Below are 20,492 nucleotides of genomic sequence, written 5' to 3'. Positions count from 1 at the left end.
TTAAGCAAAACTTGACTTTGTTAAGTCATAGTAGTAATATCCGTAAAATTTTTCTGGAGGTAAGGTGCTAATATGGGGAAGTGTATAAATGTTGGTATAATTGGTTATGGTACAGTAGGTAGTGGTACTGTTGAAGTTTTGTTAGATAATAAAACGACTATTAAAAGGAAAACGGGTATCGATATAAATATAAAGTCTATTGCTGATTTACAAATTAACAAAAAAGATGATAAATATTTAAGAGAAATTCCAGTAAAAACCACTGATGCTTATGACATAATTAATGATCCCGAAATTGATATCGTGGTGGAATTGATTGGTGGTTACAATCCTGCAAAACAGTTTATTATGGATTCCTTAAAAAATGGTAAGCACGTAGTAACAGCAAACAAAGCTCTTTTGGCAGTAGATGGTTTGGAAATTTTCAAACTTGCAGATGAATTAGGTTTACATCTTGGATTTGAGGGTAGTGTTGGTGGAGGGATACCAATAATTAGAGTTATTAAAGAAGATTTAGCAGCTAATAATATAAATGAAATTTACGGTATTATAAATGGAACAGCAAATTATATTTTAACAAAAATGGATTTGGAAAAGAAAGAGTTTGATGAAGTTTTAAGAGAAGCGCAACAACTCGGTTATGCAGAAGCAGATCCTACTTTTGATGTGGAAGGGATTGATACTGCACATAAAATAACAATTTTGGCCACACTTGCTTTCAACACTGTCATTCCATACGAAAAAGTTTTCGTGGAAGGAATATCTAAAATTAAACAGGTAGATATAGATTTTGCTAATAGATTGGGGTGTAAAATAAAGCTGTTAGCTATTGCTAAAAAACATGAAAATGACATTGAAGTGAGAGTTCACCCAACTATGATCCCTGAAAGATACATTCTTTCAAAAGTGGTTGATGTTTTCAATGCTATTTATCTGGTTTCAGATAAAGTTGACAGAACAATTCATTATGGAAGAGGAGCTGGTGCAAGACCTACTGGTAGTGCAGTTGCAGGAGATATTATTAATATTGCTAGGTGGATAGAAAGTGGATGTAAAAAAACGATTCCTATATTAGGATTTAAAGATAAATATACTCAATATTATCCGGTCAAGGATATTAACGATATTAGGTCATCTTTTTATCTAAGGTTCAATGCCCTTGATAAACCAGGAGTTCTTTCCAAAATAGCTGGTATTTTAGGTAAATATGGTATAAGTATAAGTTCAGCTATACAACCCGGAGAAAGTTCGCCTGGAGACGTGGTGCCATTAGTTTTTTTGACTCACGAAACTCTTGGTAGAAATGTAACTAATGCTGTAAATGAGATAGATAGTTTAGATGTAGTGAAAGAAAAGACTGTAGTAATAAGAGTAGAAGGTAAAAAATAATGAAATATATTGTATTGCTCTGTGATGGAATGAGTGATCATAAGATAGATAAACTTGATAATAAAACAGTATTGGAATATACAAGGGCAGCTAATTTTGATAAAATTGCCAAAGAGGGCAGATGTGGATTTATTCATACCACTCCAAAAGGCTGGTATCCTGGAAGCGATGTGTGTAATTTGAGTATTTTTGGTTACAATCCTGTGGAAGTTTATACTGGTAGAAGTCCTATTGAAGCTGCAAGTATTGGTATTGATTTAGGGGAAAAAGATTTTGCTTTTAGATGTAATCTTGTGACTTTAGATGAAAAAAGAGAAATAATGGAAGATTTTAGCGCGTATCATGTTGACAAAGATACTGCAAAAAAGGTGATTGATTATTTAAATGAGCAGTTTAAAGGCTACAATGTAGAATTTTATCCTGGAGTGGGCTACAGAAATATAATGGTTGTTAGAGATTACGAGTTCGAAGTAAAAACGACTCCACCTCATGATATTATGGGACAACCTATTGATAAATATTTACCAAAAGGGAAAAATGCAGAAATATTAAATGAGTTGATTAAAAAATCATGGCAATTACTTGATAATAAATTTGGAAAAGTAAATTCAATATGGCTTTGGGGGGAAGGGAAAAAGCCAAAATTAACTTCTTTTGAAGAAAAATTTGGTGTAAAGGGAGCGGTTGTAGCTGCGGTAGATTTGGTTAGAGGGATTGGTAAATTGGCAGATATGGAGTTAATTGACGTTCCAGGTGCTACGGGTTTTATTGATACAAATTTTGAAGGTAAGGCTGAATATGCTGTAAATGCTTTAAACGATTATGATTATGTGTATATTCACGTAGAAGCTCCAGATGAAGCTGGACATATGGGCAGTGTGGAAGAAAAAATAAAAGCTGTTCAAAATATCAATGATAAAATGTTACCAATAATTATTGAAGGTTTAAAAAAGTTTGATGAATACAGATTACTTATTACACCTGACCATCCAACTCCTGTTGAGGTAAGAACTCATGTGCCTGAGCCTGTTCCTGCAATAATATGGGGAAGTGATATAGAGCCAGACTTAAATGAATTTTACGATGAAAATATTAATCCATCTTTTGAAGTCAAAGATGGTTATAAAATAGCCGAATTATTTATCAGGAGGTCTAAATGAGCTTAGTTGTAATGAAGTTTGGTGGGACAAGTGTTGGTTCAATTGAAAAAATTAAGAATGTTGCAAAACGTGTAGCAAAGAAGAAGGACGAAGGGCATGATGTGATTGTAACGGTTTCTGCGATGGCAGGTGAAACCGATAGGCTTATAAATTTAATCAAAGAGATTGACCCAAAATATGACCCAAGAGAATATGATATGGTGGTATCAACTGGTGAGCAGGTTAGTATAGGCCTTTTGGCACAAGCTTTAAAAACTATGGGTTATGATGCTGTTTCATTTACAGGATTTCAAATAGGTATGATTACTGATGGAGCTCATTCTAAGGCAAGAATCAGAAAGATAACAGGAGAAAGATTAAGACAAGCTTTAAAAGAAGGGAAAATTTGTGTGGTAGCTGGCTTCCAGGGGATATTTCCTGAAACTGGGGATATAACCACTCTGGGAAGAGGGGGATCAGATACCACAGCAGTGGCTATCGCTGCAGCAATGAAAGCAAATGTTTGTGAAATTTATACAGATGTGGATGGTGTTTATACTGCTGATCCAAGAATTGTGAAAAACGCTAAAAAACTTGATAAAATATCATATGAAGAGATGCTTGAACTAGCATCTCTAGGCGCTAAAGTTTTGCAATCAAGAAGTGTTGAATTTGGTATGAAATATGGTGTTGATATCATGGTTTTATCATCTTTTGAGGAAAAACCAGGAACTTTAGTTACAAAGGAGGATAAAGATATGGAAAAAGTAATAGTTTCAGGGGTAACATGCGACAAAAATCAAGCAAAAATTACTATCACTGAAGTACCAGATAGACCAGGAATTGCAGCAGAAATTTTTGAAGAGCTTGCAAATCATAATATAAATGTTGATATGATTGTTCAGAACGTAAGTACTCAAGGAAAAACTGATATATCCTTTACAGTAGCTCAAACTGATCTTTTAAGAGCTCATGAACTTTGCAAAGAAATTGCTAAAAAAATAGAAGCATCCAATGTGTTGGCTGATGAGAATATTGCTAAGGTTTCTATTGTTGGGGTTGGTATGAAGAGTCATGCAGGTGTAGCTGCTAAGATGTTTAAAACATTAGCAGAAAATAATATTAATATTCAAATGATTTCTACAAGTGAAATTAAAACTTCCTGTGTGATCGATGAGAAGTTTACTGAACTTGCAGTGAGAGTATTACATGATAAGTTTGTGAGGGAGGGGGATGATGTCTCGTAAAATAACACTTTATGATACCACCCTAAGGGATGGTACTCAGGCTGAAGATGTTAACTTTACCGTCCCGGATAAAGTAAGAATTGCAGAAAAACTTATCGATTTTGGTATTGACTATATCGAAGGGGGGTGGCCAGGATCTAACCCCCGTGATATCGAGTTCTTCCAAGCCATAAAAAAATCAAAAGTTCCTTTGGAGCATATAGCTGCCTTTGGTAGTACGAGACGCGCAAAAAAATCATGTGACGATGATGAAATTTTACAAGCATTATTGCAAGCAGGTGTTCCTACACTTACCATTTTCGGTAAAACATGGGATCTCCATGTTACTGAGGCATTAAAAATATCTTTAGAACAAAACCTGGAAATAATATATGACACAGTACAGTATTTGAAAAAAAGGGTTGATACTGTTTTTTATGATGCTGAGCATTTCTTTGATGGATACAAGGCAAATAGTGAGTATGCAATTAAAACTTTGAAGGCAGCTATAGAGGGTGGAGCCGATTGTCTTGTTTTATGTGATACTAATGGTGGGACAATGCCAGATGAGCTGGTAGAAATAATTGAAGCAGTAAAAAAAGAAGTGGGGGATTACCCTCTTGGTATTCATAGTCATAATGATGGTGATTGTGCTGTGGCTAATACATGTCTTGCTGTGAAACATGGAATAGTGCATGTTCAAGGGACTATAAACGGTTATGGAGAAAGATGTGGAAATGCTAACCTTTGCTCTGTAATTCCAAACCTTCAATTAAAATACGGTTACGAGTGTGTATCTTCTGATCAACTAAAAAAATTAAAAGAAATATCAAGATTTGTAAATGAACTTGGTAATCTAAAACATAATATTCATCAACCTTATGTGGGTAGATCTGCTTTTGCACATAAAGGTGGTGTTCACGTAAGTGCTATTCTTAAAAATCCAAAGACATATGAGCATATTAAACCAGAACTTGTAGGTAACAAACAAAGAGTATTACTTTCAGATTTAAGTGGAAAAAGTAACCTCATTTATAAAGCCAAGGATTTCGGTCTTGATATTGATCCAAAGGATGAAAGACTTACTCAGTTATTACAGCAACTTAAGGAGCTTGAAAATAAAGGTTTTCAATACGAAGGTGCTGAGGCTTCTTTTGAGTTATTGATAAGAAAGGCAATGGGAACATTTCAGAAATTTTTTGATTTGCTAAGTTTTCGTGTAATTGATGAAAAAAGGAGCGCTCTTGAGCCACCTTTTGCAGAAGCCACGGTTATGTTAAGGGTAGGTGGTGAAATTGAGCATACGGCTGCAATAGGAAATGGACCTGTAAATGCTCTTGATAATGCGCTAAGAAAAGCATTGGAAAGGTTTTATCCAAATTTAAAGACAGTTCGACTCGTGGATTATAAAGTAAGGATCTTAACAGGAAAAGATGGTACAAAGGCTTTAACGAGAGTTTTAATAGAGTCAAAAGATGACAAAGATACTTGGGGTACAGTGGGAGTTGCCCATAACATTATTGATGCAAGTTATCAGGCATTGGTAGATTCAATTGAATACAAGCTATTCAAAGATGCTTATAAATAATATCTTATATGTAAGGTTGTCCAACTAAAAAATTCCTTACTGAAACACTCTGGGGGTAATCCCCCCGCACCATAATTACAATGGAAAAACATTGTTGTAAGGGTAGTAAAGGTTCAAGGTTCAATGTTCAAGGTTCAATGTTCAATGTTCAAGGTTCAAGGTTTAAAGTTCAACGTTTAAGATAGGTTAAGGTTTAGGTTGTGGAGATGAGAATTGAAGATATGATGGTATAAAGATTCATTAAAACGTTCAGATGTTGAATATCCTCATCCCATTCATTTACCATTTACTCATCCTTCCATCCACTCGTCACGTATTACGATTTACGGATCAGTATAAAAAATTGAGGTGTCGCTGGTTATTAACAAACATATTGTAAAATATCTATTTTAATGTTAGTTTTATTATATAATTACACGGGGGTAACTATGGCATTGAATCAATTTGTGATATTTACTCTTTTAAATGAAAAATTTGCTATAGATATTATGAAGATTGATGAGATTATAAGAATGATGGAGATAACTCCTATTCCTAAAGCTGATTATTTCATTGAAGGGATAATAAATCTACGTGGTAAAGTTATACCAGTGATAGATTTAAAAAAGAAATTGGGTTTAAGCGAAACAGAATATACAAAAACTACAAGGATTATTGTAGTAAATATAAGAAATAAGAAAATTGGAGTAATAGTTGATAGTGTTGATGAAGTGGTAAGAATTGATGATAATAAAATTGAAGCTGCACCAGCAGTTTCATCAGGAATTGATACCAACTTTGTCACTGGAGTTGCAAAAACAGATAAGGGATTGATTATAATTATAGATATTGAAAAGGTATTTTCTGAAGAAGAAACTGATAGTTTAAGCAAGTTTTAATGCTTGAAAACAAAAGTGATTTATTAAAAATATTAAATTTAATAAAGAAGGATATAAACAATTTTTATAAAAATCACAAAAATTATTTAAATAAAATACTAAAGTTAATTGGCAATAATAACTTAACTCTTAAATCGTTGATAAAAGATTTAATTGAAAGTGATAAATTACCTTCTTCTGAAGAATTAAATCATATAATATATCAGTTGACACTTTCTTTATATGATATCTCAAAATTTCAGCTCAATTCGCTGAAAATACCTGTGACTAACATCGAAGGTATCGGTGAAAAGATAGCTAAGACATTAAAAAAAATTAATATAGAAACTATAGAGGATATTTTTTATCACTTTCCTTACCGTTATGAATATTATAGCAACTATGGTAATAATTTTTTATTTTGTGGGAGATTGATAAATAAAGAAGTAATTTATACTAAATATCATAAAAGAATTTTTTGTGCCACCTTTGAAAATGAAAATAAAGAAATAACGTTAGGGATTTGGTTTAACTTCACAAAGGAGTATCCCTCAGCTGTTTTGCAATTAAATAAAAAATATAATATTTTTGGTAAAAAAACGGTTTTCAACGGTTTGAATGCGATTACTCATCCGATTTTTTTATCCGATTACGAAGTAAATAAGATATATCCTATATATTCACTACCAGCCAAATTTTCTAATAAAAAATTTATTAAATATGTAAGTAGTTGCTTTAAAAATTACTTTAATAATCTAGTTGAAACATTACCTGCATATATACTGCTAAAATATAACTATCCTGATATAAAAAGTGCTCTAAAATCAATACATTTTCCTCAAGACATTAAAGATGCCAGAAAAATTGAATTGAAAAGGCATCCTGCAATTGAAAGGTTTATATATGAAGAGCTTTTCTACTTACAGTTAGGATTATTGAATCATAAAAGCATACTAAAAAATATTGCAGGAATAAAATTCAATATTGATTTGAGTAAACTTGAAGAAATTAAGGAATACTTACCATTTAAGCTTACAAAAAGCCAAAAGAGAGTTTTGGCGGAAATATTTAATGATATGAGCAAAATTAATCAAATGAACAGACTTATACAAGGAGATGTGGGGAGTGGGAAAACAATAGTAGCTTTTATCTCAGGAATTGTGGCAGTCTATAACGGTTACCAGGTTGCAGTAATTGCACCCACTGAGGTATTGGCTGAACAGCATTTCGTAAATTTTGTAAAATTATTTGGTAGTAAATTTAGAGCAGTTTTAATAACCGGCTCCACTTCTAAAAGAGAAAAAGATTTTATAAAAGAATTGATTGTAAAAGGTGAAGTTGATTTTGTTTTTGGTACTCACGCGTTAATTCAAGATGGTGTAAAATTTCACAAACTGGGGCTTGCGATAATTGACGAACAGCATAGATTTGGAGTTATTCAGAGAAAATTATTGATTGAGAAAGGGTACAACCCAGACATTTTATTGATGAGTGCCACACCAATTCCTAGGACACTTGCTCTTACCTTTTATGGTGATCTAGATATTTCCGTGATTGATGAAATGCCTCCAGGTAGAAAACCTGTGGTAACAAAGGCGTATTCAGAGAGAGAAATGGATAAAGTGTTGCAGTTTGTGAAGGATGAGATTGATAAAGGGCACAGAGCTTACTTCATATATCCGTTAATTGATGAAAGTGATAAGGTTGAACTGAAGGCTGCAACGGTAAACTATGAAAGAATTAAGGCATTTTTTGGAGAAGACTTAGTAGGACTTTTACACGGTAAAATGAAAAATGATGAGAAAAAAGAGATTTTATCAAAGTTTAAAGATGGTAAAATATCAGTTTTGGTTTCCACAACAGTAATTGAAGTGGGGGTAGATATTCCTGATGCTACAGTAATGATTATTGAAAATGCTGAAAGATTTGGATTATCTCAACTTCATCAGCTTAGGGGTAGGGTGGGAAGAAGTGATTTGCAATCTTACTGTATTCTTGTTTACTCGAAAAATATTTCTGAGGAAGGGAAAAAGAGAATAAACGCAATGGTAAAATACAATAGTGGCTTTAAAATATCAGAAATAGACCTTCAAATCAGGGGACCTGGCGATTTTTTTGGCACAAAACAGTCAGGTTTGCCTGAGTTTAAGTTTTCAAATATTGTGAGAGATGTAAAAATACTTCAGCAAGCAAGAAATGACGCTGAAGAAATAATAAGATCAGATCCATTCTTAACTGATCCTAAACATAAAATAATTCGTGAGGTCTTACTGCAAAAATGGAAAGATGGCATAGACTTAATTAAAGTCGGTTAATTTAATATAAATAATAAAATCTCCCTTGAAGATGGAAATGATTTAAAATATACTAAAAATATAAAGTTGCACAAACAAATCTAAGGAGGCCTCCAATGAAGTTGTTAAAGTTAACTGAGGATCAGTTAAGAAATATTTGTACTCCAATTAATTTGCAAAGAGCAGAAAATTACGTAGGAAGGTTTTTTGATTGTAAAATTCAAAATAATATAATAGTTGGCAAAATAAAAGGTAATCATGGAATATATAATGTAACTTTAAAAATAGATTCAGATCCACTTGAATATAGTTGTGAGTGTAAGACTTCTAAAGAAATGTTTTGTAAACACGCCGCTGCTCTTGGCTTAACATATATTTATACCCCATGGGTTTTTGAATCTGATGAAAAGATTGAAAGAGGTAATATAAAAACTTTAGATGAGCTATCATTTTATTTAAAAACTACTAAATTAAAAACATTAATAGATGAACTTAGGAAAAAAGGGGTAGGAGTAGCAAAATTATCTGATTTAATTGGTGTTTCATTGCAGCAAATTGCAGCTATCCTTAAAGATGAAGAAAAAGATAAGTATCACGTCCTTACTGATCCAATAAAATTAGTCTGCCTCTATATTTTAGAAAAAGATTTTGAAGTGTAAAAAATAAATATGGAGGGGGCGAGTGATAACCCCCTCAAATTAAATTTCTTTTTTGGTTGAAAATTCCATTTAAAAAGATTATATATTGGCAATTTGTTCAAGGGAGGAAGTTGTGCCTAAACGAAATGATATTAAAACGATTTTAGTTATAGGTTCGGGACCGATTGTTATCGGTCAAGCCTGTGAATTTGATTATTCAGGAAGTCAGGCGGTAAAAGCTTTAAAAGAAGAGGGGTATAAGGTTGTATTAATAAACTCAAATCCTGCTACCATTATGACAGATCCAGAATTTGCTGATGCCACATATATTGAGCCTCTCACAGTGGAGGCTGCTGCGAAGATTATTGAAAAAGAAAGACCTGATGCATTACTTCCGACAGTAGGCGGTCAAACCGCTCTGAACCTTGCCATTAACTTGCACAATGAAGGAATTCTTGAAAAATATGGTGTAGAGCTTATTGGCGCAAAAATTGATGCCATTAAAAAAGCTGAAGATAGAGAGCTTTTTAAAAAAGCAATGGCAAAAATTGGCTTAGATATGCCAAAAAGTGCATATGTCAACACTTATGAAGCAGCTATGGAGGTTATAAAGGATATAGGATTTCCTGCAATCATAAGACCTTCCTTTACCCTTGGTGGAACAGGTGGGAATGTTGCTTACAATCTACAAGAGTACAAAGAATACGTTATATGGGGACTTGAAGCATCTCCTGTCAATGAAATCTTAGTAGAGGAATCTATTATAGGATGGAAAGAGATAGAACTTGAAGTAATGAGGGATTTGAAGGACAATGTGGTAATTATCTGTGGTATAGAAAATTTTGACCCGATGGGTGTTCATACAGGGGACAGTATAACAGTAGCACCCATTCAAACATTGACAGATAAAGAATATCAACAGCTTAGAGATTCTGCAATCAAGGTAATGCGTGAAATTGGTGTTGATACTGGCGGTTCAAATGTTCAGTTTGCTGTTGATCCAAAAACTGGTAGGCAAGTAATTATAGAAATGAACCCTAGGGTTTCAAGGAGTTCAGCCCTTGCATCTAAAGCAACAGGTTTTCCAATAGCAAAAATAGCTGCAAAACTTGCTGTTGGCTACACATTGGATGAAATTCCTAACGATATTACAAAGAAAACTCCAGCCTGTTTTGAGCCCACAATTGATTACTGTGTGGTAAAATATCCAAGATTCACTTTTGAAAAGTTTCCTGGAGCTGATGATACACTGACTACACAGATGAAATCTGTAGGCGAAGTGATGGCAATTGGTAGAACATTTAAAGAAGCTTTTCAAAAGGCAATAAATTCATTGGAAATAGGTAAAACTGGTTTTGATGAAATTTATAGTGAAGAAGAATTGAAAAATGAAAAGGTAAAAGAAGAGATTATTTCTTATCTAAAAAGACCAAATGATAAACGAGTGTGGTATATAGCCGAGGCATTTAGAGCTGGATTTAGTATCGATGAGATTTACAATTATACTAAAATTGATAAATGGTTTTTACACAATATCTCTGAAATTTTACAATTTGAGGACAAGTTAAAAAGCATTTCATTAACTGATTTAAACGAAAATATTCTTTTAAATGCTAAAAAATTAGGATTTTCTGATAAAAGGTTGGCAAAGTTATTAAAAACCACTGAAGATAATATAAAAGAAATTAGAGATTCATTTAAGATAAATGCTGTTTACAAAAGAGTGGATACATGTGCTGCAGAATTTGAATCTTTTACTCCATATATGTATTCTACTTATGAAGAAGAGTGTGAAGCTGATGTAACAGATAAAAAGAAAGTGCTTATCCTTGGTGGAGGACCAAATAGAATAGGGCAAGGGATAGAATTTGATTACTGCTGTGTTCATGCAGCATATGCTTTAAAGGAAGTTGGTTATGAAACAATTATGGTAAATTGCAACCCAGAAACGGTTAGTACGGATTATGATACTTCCGATAGACTTTATTTTGAACCTCTCACTTTTGAACATGTGATGAATATAATAGAAAAAGAAAAACCTTTTGGCGTTATTGTACAATTTGGCGGACAAACTCCTTTGAAGCTTGCTGTACCTCTAGAAAAAGCAGGTGTACCAATTCTTGGCACCTCTCCGGATAGTATTGATGCCGCTGAAGATAGAGAAAGGTTTAAAGAGTTACTCAATAAAATAGGACTCAAGCAGCCTCAAAACGGAATTGCCAAAAATATTGATGAAGCTTTATCCATTGCAGAAGAAATTGGCTATCCAGTTGTTGTTAGGCCATCCTATGTGCTGGGTGGTAGGGCTATGGAAATTGTATATGATGCGGATTCTCTAAAAAATTATATGGTTCATGCTGTGGAAGCAAGTGAGGAACATCCGGTATTGATTGATAAGTTCTTAGAAAACGCTATAGAAATCGATGTGGATGCTATCAGTGATGGGGAGCTGGTTGTTGTAGCAGGGATTATGCAGCATATTGAGGAAGCAGGAATACATTCTGGTGATTCTGCTTGTTCCATTCCTCCAAGATCCATTTCTGAATCTTTAAATAATGAAATTATTAGAGCTACAAAAGAATTAGCTAAAGAACTTAATGTAGTTGGTCTTATGAATGTTCAATATGCTATAAAAGACAATGAATTATTTGTACTTGAAGTTAATCCAAGGGCATCAAGAACTGTGCCTTATGTGAGTAAATCTATTGGTATTTCCCTTGCAAAATTAGCATCTAAAGTGATGGTTGGATACAAACTGAGAGATTTGGGATTTACTAAAGAACCAAAAGTACCGTATTTTACTGTTAAAGAAGCAGTATTTCCTTTCGCAAAATTTCCTGGGACTGACCCTATACTTGGACCTGAGATGAAATCTACAGGTGAAGTTATGGGGATTGATAGAACATTTGGTAGAGCTTATTACAAGGCTCAACTTGCAGCAGACAATTCATTACCTAAAAAGGGAACAGTTTTTATAAGTGTGAAAGACAGAGTTAAAAAAGATATTTTACCTGTAGCAAGAAAACTTGAAAAGCTAGGATTTAAAATAATTGCAACAACAGGCACTTATAAATTTCTTAAAGAGAACGGTATTAATGTGGAACATGTTTTAAAGGTTCAAGAAGGTAGACCAAATATTGTGGATTATATAAAAAGTGAAAAGATAGATTTTGTGATAAACGTTCCTGAGGGGAAAAAGTCAAGACTTGATTCGAACTCTATAAGAAGAGTTATTTTAAACTATAACGTCCCATATGTAACTACAGTGGAGGCTGCCATTGCCAGTGTAAACGGTGTGGAAGCTTATCTTAATGAAGGTTTGGATGTAAAATCTTTGCAAGAATACTACAAAGAACTTTCATAAGAGGGAATTATGGAGGGGAAAGTAGTTTTTAATAAAAGACTGAATGGCAAATATTATTATATGAAGGTTGAGAACAGAGATTTTGTCAGAAAATGTAAGCCTGGTCAGTTTTTTATGCTGAAGACTCAGGTATATGATTATGTGGTTGATCCGCTTCTTAGAAGACCTTTTGGTATATGTGATGTTGATGAAGATGGGTTTACTTTATTATACCTGCTTGTAGGTAAAGGTACATCTTTACTTGCAAACATTGAGGAAGGAACCCTTATAAAATTTTCCGAGCCCCTTGGTAATGGTTTTAAGCTTGTTGCAGACAGTAAAGTTGCTCTAGTTGGTGGTGGAGTAGGTATCGCACCACTACTATACCTTGCAAAAGAGTTAAAGAAAAAAAATAATGAAATAACACTTTTTTATGGTGGGAAAAGTAAAGATGATATACATCTTATAGATGAATTTAAAAAGTTTTGTGATGAAATAAAAATATCTACTGAAGACGGTACTCTTGGACAAAAAGGGCGTGTTACAGCACTTCTTGATAAAACAGCTAGTTTTGACAAGGTTTATTGTTGCGGTCCAAAACCTATGATGAAGGCTACCGTTGATTTTGCACTGGAAAATGAAATAGATATAGAAGTTTCCTTAGATGAGAAGATGGCGTGTGGAATAGGGGCATGCCTTGGATGTATTATTTATATTAAGGAAAAGAATGGTATTGTCCAGAAAAGATGCTGTGTGGAAGGGCCTGTATTTGATGGGACAAAAATTGCTTGGGAGCGATTGAATGGCTAATAAAAACCCATTGGAAATTGAGCTTTGTGGAATTAAGTTTAAAAATCCTATTATCACAGCAAGTGGGACTTTTGGATATGGAATAGAGTATAGTAGATTTATAGATATTTCAAAACTAGGTGGAATCAGTGTAAAGGGTTTGTCATTACATGAGGTGCCTGGCAATAAAATGCCAAGAATCATTGAAACACCAGCAGGGATGCTTAATGCTATTGGTCTTCAAAATATCGGAGTTGACAGGTTTATATCAGAAAAATTACCACAATTAAGAAAATATGATACAAGAATTATAGTAAATTTCTGGGGTAAAACGGTAGATGAATATGTGGAAGTAGCTAAAAAATTAGATGTTATTACAGATATTGATATGCTAGAAATGAATATTTCATGTCCAAATATAAAAGAAGGGGGGATAGCATTTGGAACAGACCCAAAAATGACTGAAAAAGTGGTTTCAGCAGTAAAAAAGAATATTAGAAATAAACCTTTAATTGTTAAATTGTCACCAAATGTTACTGATATAAAGCTTTTTGCTAAAATATGTGAAGATTCCGGTGCAGATGCTATAAGCGCCATAAATACGCTCCTTGGGATGTCTATAGATATTGATACACGAAAACCTCATATTTCGAATATCACAGGAGGACTTAGTGGTCCTGCAATAAAACCTGTGGCAGTAAGGATGGTATATGAGGTATTTAAAACAGTGAAAGTTCCAGTTATTGGTATTGGTGGTATAATGAATTATAAAGATGTTGTTGAATTTTTTCTTGCTGGTGCGTCTGCAGTGCAGGTTGGAACAGCAAATTTTGTGGATCCAGAAATCCCATTAAAAATAGTAGATGATTTATCCAAATATATAAACAAAAATAAAATTAATAATATCTCAGAATTAACAGGCAGTTTCGATATTTAATTTTGGATTTTAAATATGAAATGTTGAATTAGTTTCAACTTAACGTTATAACGTTCGCTCGTTTGTACGTTCTAACGTTTCTTCTTCGTTTTAACAAACCATCATTTATAAGCTGAGCCTCAACCTGAACCTCAACTTAAATTTTATAACGTCCGATAAGATATATTATGTTAACATAGGATATTTCCTACTAAAATAAAAATTGTTGATTTTTTACCTTTGTTATTTTAAAAGGAAATCGTTGGATTTTATTAAAGGTTAGTTTATGACGAAAACATATAAAAGTTTTTATTTAATTGACAAAATAATTAAATCCATTAAATCTCAGTTTCCAAAAAAGTGTAGTTGTGGGAAGGTGTTTCACAATTTTAAAGATTTTATCGAAAATACATCACTTCCTGCACCTCAAAGTTTGCAGATATTTGATTGTTATGATATTCACGAAATATTGAGTTTAAGAAACTGTAAAAATTGTCATTCAACAATAGCTATAAGATGTATGTTGGATGATATTGATAAAAAAGTATTATTAGATCTTATTAAAAAAGATATTAAAATGAATAACTTAGAAGAAGACGAATTTTTACAGCTATTTAGAAATGAAGTAATAAAATGTGCTACAAGAAAAAATAATTATGAGAAATAAAGTTATCATTTTTGATTTAGACGGAACTCTAATTGATACTTTAAGAGATATTCATTCATCTTTAATGATTACTTTAGAAGAATTTGGATTTCCAAAATTTGACATAAATGTTACAAAATCATATGTGGGTGATGGTATAAAAAAATTAGTAGAAAGAGCTGTTGGTGAAAAAAACTATAATAAAGAGATAGAAAAATACTTCAGAGAAATATATAATAAAAAAATTATTGAAACATCAACAAAATATGAACAAATAGATTATGTCTTATCAAATTTAAAGAAAATTACTCCATATCTATTCATTATTTCAAATAAGTCTTTCAAGTTTACAGATATCATTGTAAAGCATTTTAATCTTGATATATATTTTAAAGAATGGTTTGGTGGAGATAGTTTTGAGGAGAAAAAGCCCTCCCCTATTCCTGTTTTAAAAATATTTAAAAAGTATAATATAAGTCCTGATAAAAATTCATTTATGATAGGAGATAATTATACAGATATAGAGTCAGGTTTTTATGCTGGTGTATCTACAATTTATTGTTCATACGGTTATGGAAAATTAGGTAACATTACTCCCGATTATATTGTTGACTCACCAGTAGAAATACTTAAGATAGTACAAGGGGGATGAAATGAGCAAAACTGCAATTTATGCAAAATACATTTATTACGATGGCAAAATCGTTGAAGATTCTTATTTATTGATTAATGATGAAAAAGTTGAAAAAGTTGTAAAAGAAATACCTGAGAATCAAAAATATGATTATAAAATAATTGAGAGAAGCAATTCTGCTATATTCCCTGGTTTTATTAATACTCATACACACTTACCGATGGTTTATTTTAGAGGTCTGGCTGATGACTTGCCTTTGATGGAATGGCTTCAAAAATATATCTGGCCTGCTGAAAACAGATGGCTTAGCGACGAATTTGTTTATGACGCAACCCTCCTTGCTGCCTGCGAGCTTATTAAAAGTGGAACTATTTGTGCAAATGATATGTATTTTTATTCGGATTCAATTGCTCAGGCCTTGATTAACGCTGGAGTCAAAGGTGTTTTAGGTGCTGGAGTACTAGATTTTCCTACAAAATTTGCTAAAAATCCAGATGAATACCTTGATAAAGCTAAGTTACTTATTGAAAAATATAGAGACAATGACTTGATAAATATTGCAATTTGCCCTCATGCACCCTATACTGTCTCACCTGAAAACTATAAAAAATGTATAGCTTTTGCTGAAAGGTATGGTTTGGTTATTCACACTCATCTTGCAGAAACAGAATGGGAAGTTAATGAAATATACAATAAATATGGAAAAACCCCTCTAAAACTTATGGATGAAGTGGGAATGCTTGATACCAAATCCATTTTTGCTCATATGGTTCACTTGACTGATGAAGAAATTGAAGTTGCAGGGAAAAAGAAGGTAAATATCTCACACTGCTTGGAGAGTAATTTTAAGCTTGCAAGCGGCTTTGCAAGAGTAAAGGAATTACTTGATAAAGGCGCAAACGTATCTATCGGGACAGATGGTGCAGCAAGCAATAATGACCTTGATATCCTTGTAGAAGCTTCGGTGGTAACAAAGTTTCACAAGGCTTATAGTGGTGATGCTACTGCCCTTGATGCAAAAACTGCCCTTGATATGCTGACAATAAATGCGGCAAAGGGGTTGTATCTCGAAAATACTGGGCAAATAAAAGAAGGAAATTTTGCTGATTTTATAATTGTGAATTTAGACAAAGTTCACCTTCAACCTCTTTACAATCCTGTATCTCAACTAATATATGCTGCAAAATCATCTGATATTACAGATGTTTTTATAAATGGAAAGCATATAATGGAAAATAGAAAAATTTTGACAATTGATGAAGAAGAAGTATTAGATAAAGCAAAATATTGGGGAAAGAAAATTAGTGGGGTGAAATAAATGAATAAATATGATACTTTCGTAAATCCATTAACTGAGAGATATGCTTGTGAAGAAATTCAACACATCTTTTCTCCGCAAAAAAAGTTTAGCACATGGAGAAAGCTATGGGTGGCTCTTGCTGAGGCTGAAAAGGAATTGGGGCTTCCTATTACAGACGAACAAATTGATGAAATGAAGTCTAATATCAATAATATTGATTTTGAGTATGCCAAGGAAATGGAAAAAAAATTTAGACATGATGTTATGGCTCATGTTCTTACCTTTGGCAAAGTTGCTCCCAAGGCAATGCCTATTATACATCTTGGTGCTACATCAGCTTATGTGGGGGATAATAGTGATTTAATTATTATGAAAGAGGCATTGCTTCATATTAGGAAAAAAATGATAAATCTAATTTATAATTTAAGGAATTTTGCTCTGAAATATAAAGATCTCCCTACCCTAGGTTTCACCCATTATCAGCCTGCTCAACTTACCACAGTGGGAAAAAGAGCATCTTTATGGCTGCAGGATTTTATGCTTGATTTTGATGAGCTTGAGTACGTTATAGAAAATTTAAGATTTAGAGGTGTTAAAGGAACAACCGGAACTCAGGCTTCTTTTATGAAACTTTTTGAAAACAATAGTGAAAAAGTAAAAAAATTAGATGAAATTGTTAGTAAAAAGATGGGGTTTGATAAAGTCCTAAAAATTACAGGTCAAACTTATACTCGTAAACAGGACACAAAAGTGTTGAGTCTTCTTGCAAAAATAGCAGAATCAGCTCATAAAATGGCCACTGATGTAAGATTACTTCAAAATTTAAAAGAAATTGAAGAACCATTCGAAAAAACTCAGATTGGCTCAAGTGCTATGGCTTACAAAAGAAATCCTATGAGAAGTGAAAGGGTATGCGCTCTAGCAAGACATGTCATCACTCTTTCATTAAACCCTTATATGACACATGCTACTCAGTGGTTTGAACGTACTCTTGATGACTCTGCAAATAGAAGAATTACTATCCCAGAATCGTTTATGGGAGTGGATGCAATACTTAACTTGCTGATAAATATAACAGATGGGATGGTAGTTTATGAAAAAATGATTGAAAGGCATATTAAGCAAGAATTACCTTTTATGGCTACAGAAAATATTATAATGGAAGCTGTGAAAAAAGGTGCTGACAGACAAGAGATGCATGAAATAATCAGAGTTCATTCCATGGAAGCTGGTAAAAAAGTAAAACTTGATGGTATGGAAAATGATCTACTTGAAAGATTGATAAACGATAAGCGTATCCCACTTGATGAAAACGAAATTAAATCACTTTTGAATCCTAAAGATTTTATAGGTAGAGCCCCAGAACAAGTGGTAGAGTTTATAAATGAAGAGGTTGACCCTGTTATTGAAAAATACAGAAATGAACTTGGTGTAAGTGTGGAAATAAAAGTTTAATCTTTAAATTAAATTCAAAAATAGAGGGATTTTTTAAATCCCTCTTATTTATTTTTTACTAATTCTATTATCAGATCACGTAGTTTATCGAGAGCAAAAGGTTTCTTCAAAAAAGGTAAATCCATATTTTTTACAGGATAGCCTGATATTACTATAATATTTTTACAAACATTTTTAAATTTTGCTAAAAGCTCTAAACTATCAACATCAGGTAAGTAATAATCAGTAATTATTACGTCATAAGTATTTTTTTCTGCCAAATTTATTCCTTCTGTCCCTGAGGTGGCATAATCAATCTTTGCTCCATAATTCTCCAAATACATTATCAAAGGCTCTATTATATATTTTTCATCATCAATAATCAGTATCTTTCTGTCTTTCAATAAATTTTCAATTTTTTCAGATTTTTTAATCTCTTCTTTATGTTCATCTTTTGAATTTACTTCGGGTAATAGAATATAAAATGTTGTCCCCTTCCCCAATTCTGATTCAAAAGTGATATATCCATTATTATTCTTCACAAGACCATATACCTGGGCAAGCCCCAAGCCATTACCATACACCTTAGTGGTAAAATATGGATCAAAAATCTTTTTTCTTATATTTTTAGGGATACCTTCTCCTGAATCAGATATACTTATGCAAATATATTTACCATTTATCACTAAATTGATTAAATCTTTAAAATTTCTATCCTTAATTTCTATTTTTTCTAACGCAATGTTTATTTCTCCCTGATTATCCCCTATGGCATCCTTTGCATTTACACAAATATTCATTAATATCCTATCAAGCTGAACTGGATCTACAAATACAACGTATTTTTCATCTTTGTTATATTTGAAATTTATCTTTATTTTCTTTGGAAAAGTGTTGCTTAGTATTTTCGTAAATTCTTTAATAAATGGTACCAAATCAAGAAATTGCCCCGTTCCTTCAGATTGCCTTGCAAAATCAAGAAGTTGCCTGATTACTCCTGCTGCTTTGTCTACAAGTTTTTCTATATTTTCTAGAAAATTCAATTTTTTACTGTCTTTCTCAAGCATTTTTAGGGCATTACTCATCCCCATTATGCCTGTTAACACATTATTAAAATCATGAGCTATTCCAGCTGTGAGCTGTCCTATTGCTGCAAGTCTATCAAGCCTTGATATTTCCTGCTCATACTTAACAATATCTGTAACATTCACTGCAAGTATCATTTTGTAAGTCTCATTTTCAATGTTTAAGTCTTTTATATATATTTTGAAGTAGTTATCATCTCTAGATAAAATAGAATTATTATTACCTAATAAATCATAAATATCGTCCTCTTTGAAGAATTTATTGAATACATAATTGCTTAAAACAACGTTTTTTAACTCATCGACTACACATACTCCTGATTGCAAATTGTTTAAAATATGCTCCAAAAAAGCGTAGTTTATTTTTAATTGATCAATAAGTTTTAAATTGTTGTTTATTGATTTCTTCAGACGTTTTCTCTTATTTGAATAGTCGACTACTAGATTTAATATTTTTAAAACTGTCTTGAAACGCTCCTCTACGATTTTTTTACATTCATTATTTGGTAATGCAATTATATAATTGTCAGATAAGTTAAATAGCTTATAATTTTCGTTTTTAACTTTTTTAGAATCTAATAATTTTATAATTTCTTTAGCATCATGTTCATAAAGATTGTGCAGGCATAATTTAGGGTTATTGTCTTCAAATTTTATAATTGCTAATTTTTCGAATTTAAAGATTTCAATAAGATTTTCAATGATATCTAATTCATTAACTTCATCTTTTTCCAATAATTTTGTAATAAAAGAATAAATATTACTAGCATATTCAGAAATTTCCTTTTTCTCAATAAAATTATCAAAAAGGCGTGTAATACCTTTAAAATAACCATAAAATAATATTTTATCATCTTTATGCTCAAAAAAAGTAAAATCTATAACCCAATATTTTTGGTTATTTATTTCAATTTGATATAATAGCTCAAGGTATTTTTCTTTTTTTGCTTTCTCTGTGAAATAATCAAAAGCATCCTTATGATTGGCAGTTAATATTTCTTTAAAGAAATTTTTACTATAAGCAAGAGATTTGTCAGAAATGTAATTTAGGACTTCATCCGAAACGTATGTTATGCAAACGGCATCATTTTCTATAAATCCTTCATAATAAATAAATCCGAGTTTTGATAAAATATCTCTTGTTTCTTTATTATTCAATTTAACCTCCCAAAAATAATAACTACCTTAATAAAGATATTTTTTTTCACTATATG

At 32.2% G+C, this 20,492-nt stretch carries 15 protein-coding genes; 14 read left to right on the top strand and 1 reads right to left on the bottom strand.

Annotation, left to right across the window (positions count from 1 at the left end; translation table 11 throughout):
- Positions 1-72: 72 nt before the first annotated feature.
- From FHQ18_RS10395 to purB, 14 genes are all read left to right on the top strand, one after another.
- Entirely contained in the window at positions 73-1,389 is a 1,317-nt protein-coding gene (locus FHQ18_RS10395; RefSeq protein WP_149267116.1) for a homoserine dehydrogenase, read from the top strand.
- Complete coding sequence (locus FHQ18_RS10390; RefSeq protein ID WP_149267115.1) at positions 1,389-2,549, top strand: cofactor-independent phosphoglycerate mutase; 1,161 nt, start codon at positions 1,389-1,391, stop codon at positions 2,547-2,549. The genes FHQ18_RS10395 and FHQ18_RS10390 overlap by 1 nt, the downstream gene beginning before the upstream one ends.
- Positions 2,546-3,775, top strand: a complete 1,230-nt coding sequence (locus FHQ18_RS10385) for an aspartate kinase (protein WP_149267114.1) — start codon at positions 2,546-2,548, stop codon at positions 3,773-3,775. Before FHQ18_RS10390 ends, FHQ18_RS10385 begins: the two co-directional genes overlap by 4 nt.
- Entirely contained in the window at positions 3,765-5,342 is a 1,578-nt protein-coding gene (gene cimA, locus FHQ18_RS10380; RefSeq protein WP_149267113.1) for a citramalate synthase, read from the top strand. The genes FHQ18_RS10385 and cimA overlap by 11 nt, the downstream gene beginning before the upstream one ends.
- A 428-nt stretch (positions 5,343-5,770) precedes the next feature.
- Positions 5,771-6,220 carry a chemotaxis protein CheW gene (locus tag FHQ18_RS10375; protein ID WP_149267112.1) on the top strand — a complete coding sequence of 150 codons (450 nt, stop codon included), beginning with the start codon at positions 5,771-5,773 and terminating at the stop codon, positions 6,218-6,220.
- On the top strand, positions 6,220-8,514 hold the full coding sequence (recG, locus tag FHQ18_RS10370) for an ATP-dependent DNA helicase RecG (RefSeq protein WP_149267111.1): 2,295 nt from the start codon (positions 6,220-6,222) through the stop codon (positions 8,512-8,514). The genes FHQ18_RS10375 and recG overlap by 1 nt, the downstream gene beginning before the upstream one ends.
- Positions 8,515-8,609: 95 nt before the next feature.
- A complete protein-coding gene (locus FHQ18_RS10365) occupies positions 8,610-9,152 on the top strand; it encodes an SWIM zinc finger family protein (protein WP_149267110.1) in 543 nt (180 codons plus the stop codon).
- A gap of 112 nt (positions 9,153-9,264) precedes the next feature.
- Positions 9,265-12,495, top strand: coding sequence for a carbamoyl-phosphate synthase large subunit (gene carB / locus FHQ18_RS10360; RefSeq protein ID WP_149267109.1), 3,231 nt, complete (start codon positions 9,265-9,267; stop codon positions 12,493-12,495).
- 9 nt (positions 12,496-12,504) lie between these two features.
- Positions 12,505-13,284, top strand: coding sequence for a dihydroorotate dehydrogenase electron transfer subunit (locus FHQ18_RS10355; RefSeq protein ID WP_149267108.1), 780 nt, complete (start codon positions 12,505-12,507; stop codon positions 13,282-13,284).
- Positions 13,277-14,200, top strand: coding sequence for a dihydroorotate dehydrogenase (locus FHQ18_RS10350; protein WP_149267107.1), 924 nt, complete (start codon positions 13,277-13,279; stop codon positions 14,198-14,200). The genes FHQ18_RS10355 and FHQ18_RS10350 overlap by 8 nt, the downstream gene beginning before the upstream one ends.
- A 265-nt stretch (positions 14,201-14,465) precedes the next feature.
- On the top strand, positions 14,466-14,846 hold the full coding sequence (locus FHQ18_RS10345) for a hypothetical protein (protein WP_149267106.1): 381 nt from the start codon (positions 14,466-14,468) through the stop codon (positions 14,844-14,846).
- Complete coding sequence (locus FHQ18_RS10340) at positions 14,836-15,477, top strand: HAD family hydrolase (RefSeq protein WP_149267105.1); 642 nt, start codon at positions 14,836-14,838, stop codon at positions 15,475-15,477. Before FHQ18_RS10345 ends, FHQ18_RS10340 begins: the two co-directional genes overlap by 11 nt.
- Before the next feature lies 1 nt (position 15,478).
- The gene (locus FHQ18_RS10335; protein WP_149267104.1) at positions 15,479-16,777 is read left to right on the top strand and encodes an amidohydrolase family protein; all 1,299 of its coding nucleotides are present in this window, start codon (positions 15,479-15,481) and stop codon (positions 16,775-16,777) included.
- Positions 16,778-18,214, top strand: coding sequence for an adenylosuccinate lyase (gene purB / locus FHQ18_RS10330; RefSeq protein WP_149267103.1), 1,437 nt, complete (start codon positions 16,778-16,780; stop codon positions 18,212-18,214). It begins immediately after the preceding gene.
- Between the two features lie 44 nt (positions 18,215-18,258).
- On the opposite strand, the gene FHQ18_RS10325 is transcribed toward purB, so the two are convergent.
- Positions 18,259-20,436 carry a hybrid sensor histidine kinase/response regulator gene (locus FHQ18_RS10325; protein WP_149267102.1) on the bottom strand — a complete coding sequence of 726 codons (2,178 nt, stop codon included), beginning with the start codon at positions 20,434-20,436 and terminating at the stop codon, positions 18,259-18,261.
- Positions 20,437-20,492 lie beyond the last annotated feature (56 nt).

This window comes from Deferribacter autotrophicus (assembly GCF_008362905.1).
Taxonomy (GTDB): Bacteria; Chrysiogenota; Deferribacteres; order Deferribacterales; family Deferribacteraceae; genus Deferribacter; species Deferribacter autotrophicus.
The sequence above is the reverse complement of the archived record's forward strand: the minus strand, read 5'-3'. Positions and strand labels throughout refer to the sequence as shown.

What these genes read in the sequence shown, in the direction of transcription:
- FHQ18_RS10335 (WP_149267104.1), top strand. Translation starts at nt 15,479, where the DNA reads ATGAGCAAAACTGCAATTTATGCAAAATACATTTATTACGATGGCAAA.
- FHQ18_RS10390 (WP_149267115.1), top strand. Translation starts at nt 1,389, where the DNA reads ATGAAATATATTGTATTGCTCTGTGATGGAATGAGTGATCATAAGATA.
- FHQ18_RS10355 (WP_149267108.1), top strand. Translation starts at nt 12,505, where the DNA reads ATGGAGGGGAAAGTAGTTTTTAATAAAAGACTGAATGGCAAATATTAT.
- FHQ18_RS10340 (WP_149267105.1), top strand. Translation starts at nt 14,836, where the DNA reads ATGAGAAATAAAGTTATCATTTTTGATTTAGACGGAACTCTAATTGAT.
- FHQ18_RS10350 (WP_149267107.1), top strand. Translation starts at nt 13,277, where the DNA reads ATGGCTAATAAAAACCCATTGGAAATTGAGCTTTGTGGAATTAAGTTT.
- recG (WP_149267111.1), top strand. Translation starts at nt 6,220, where the DNA reads ATGCTTGAAAACAAAAGTGATTTATTAAAAATATTAAATTTAATAAAG.
- FHQ18_RS10395 (WP_149267116.1), top strand. Translation starts at nt 73, where the DNA reads ATGGGGAAGTGTATAAATGTTGGTATAATTGGTTATGGTACAGTAGGT.
- FHQ18_RS10385 (WP_149267114.1), top strand. Translation starts at nt 2,546, where the DNA reads ATGAGCTTAGTTGTAATGAAGTTTGGTGGGACAAGTGTTGGTTCAATT.
- cimA (WP_149267113.1), top strand. Translation starts at nt 3,765, where the DNA reads ATGTCTCGTAAAATAACACTTTATGATACCACCCTAAGGGATGGTACT.
- FHQ18_RS10365 (WP_149267110.1), top strand. Translation starts at nt 8,610, where the DNA reads ATGAAGTTGTTAAAGTTAACTGAGGATCAGTTAAGAAATATTTGTACT.
- purB (WP_149267103.1), top strand. Translation starts at nt 16,778, where the DNA reads ATGAATAAATATGATACTTTCGTAAATCCATTAACTGAGAGATATGCT.
- FHQ18_RS10375 (WP_149267112.1), top strand. Translation starts at nt 5,771, where the DNA reads ATGGCATTGAATCAATTTGTGATATTTACTCTTTTAAATGAAAAATTT.
- FHQ18_RS10345 (WP_149267106.1), top strand. Translation starts at nt 14,466, where the DNA reads ATGACGAAAACATATAAAAGTTTTTATTTAATTGACAAAATAATTAAA.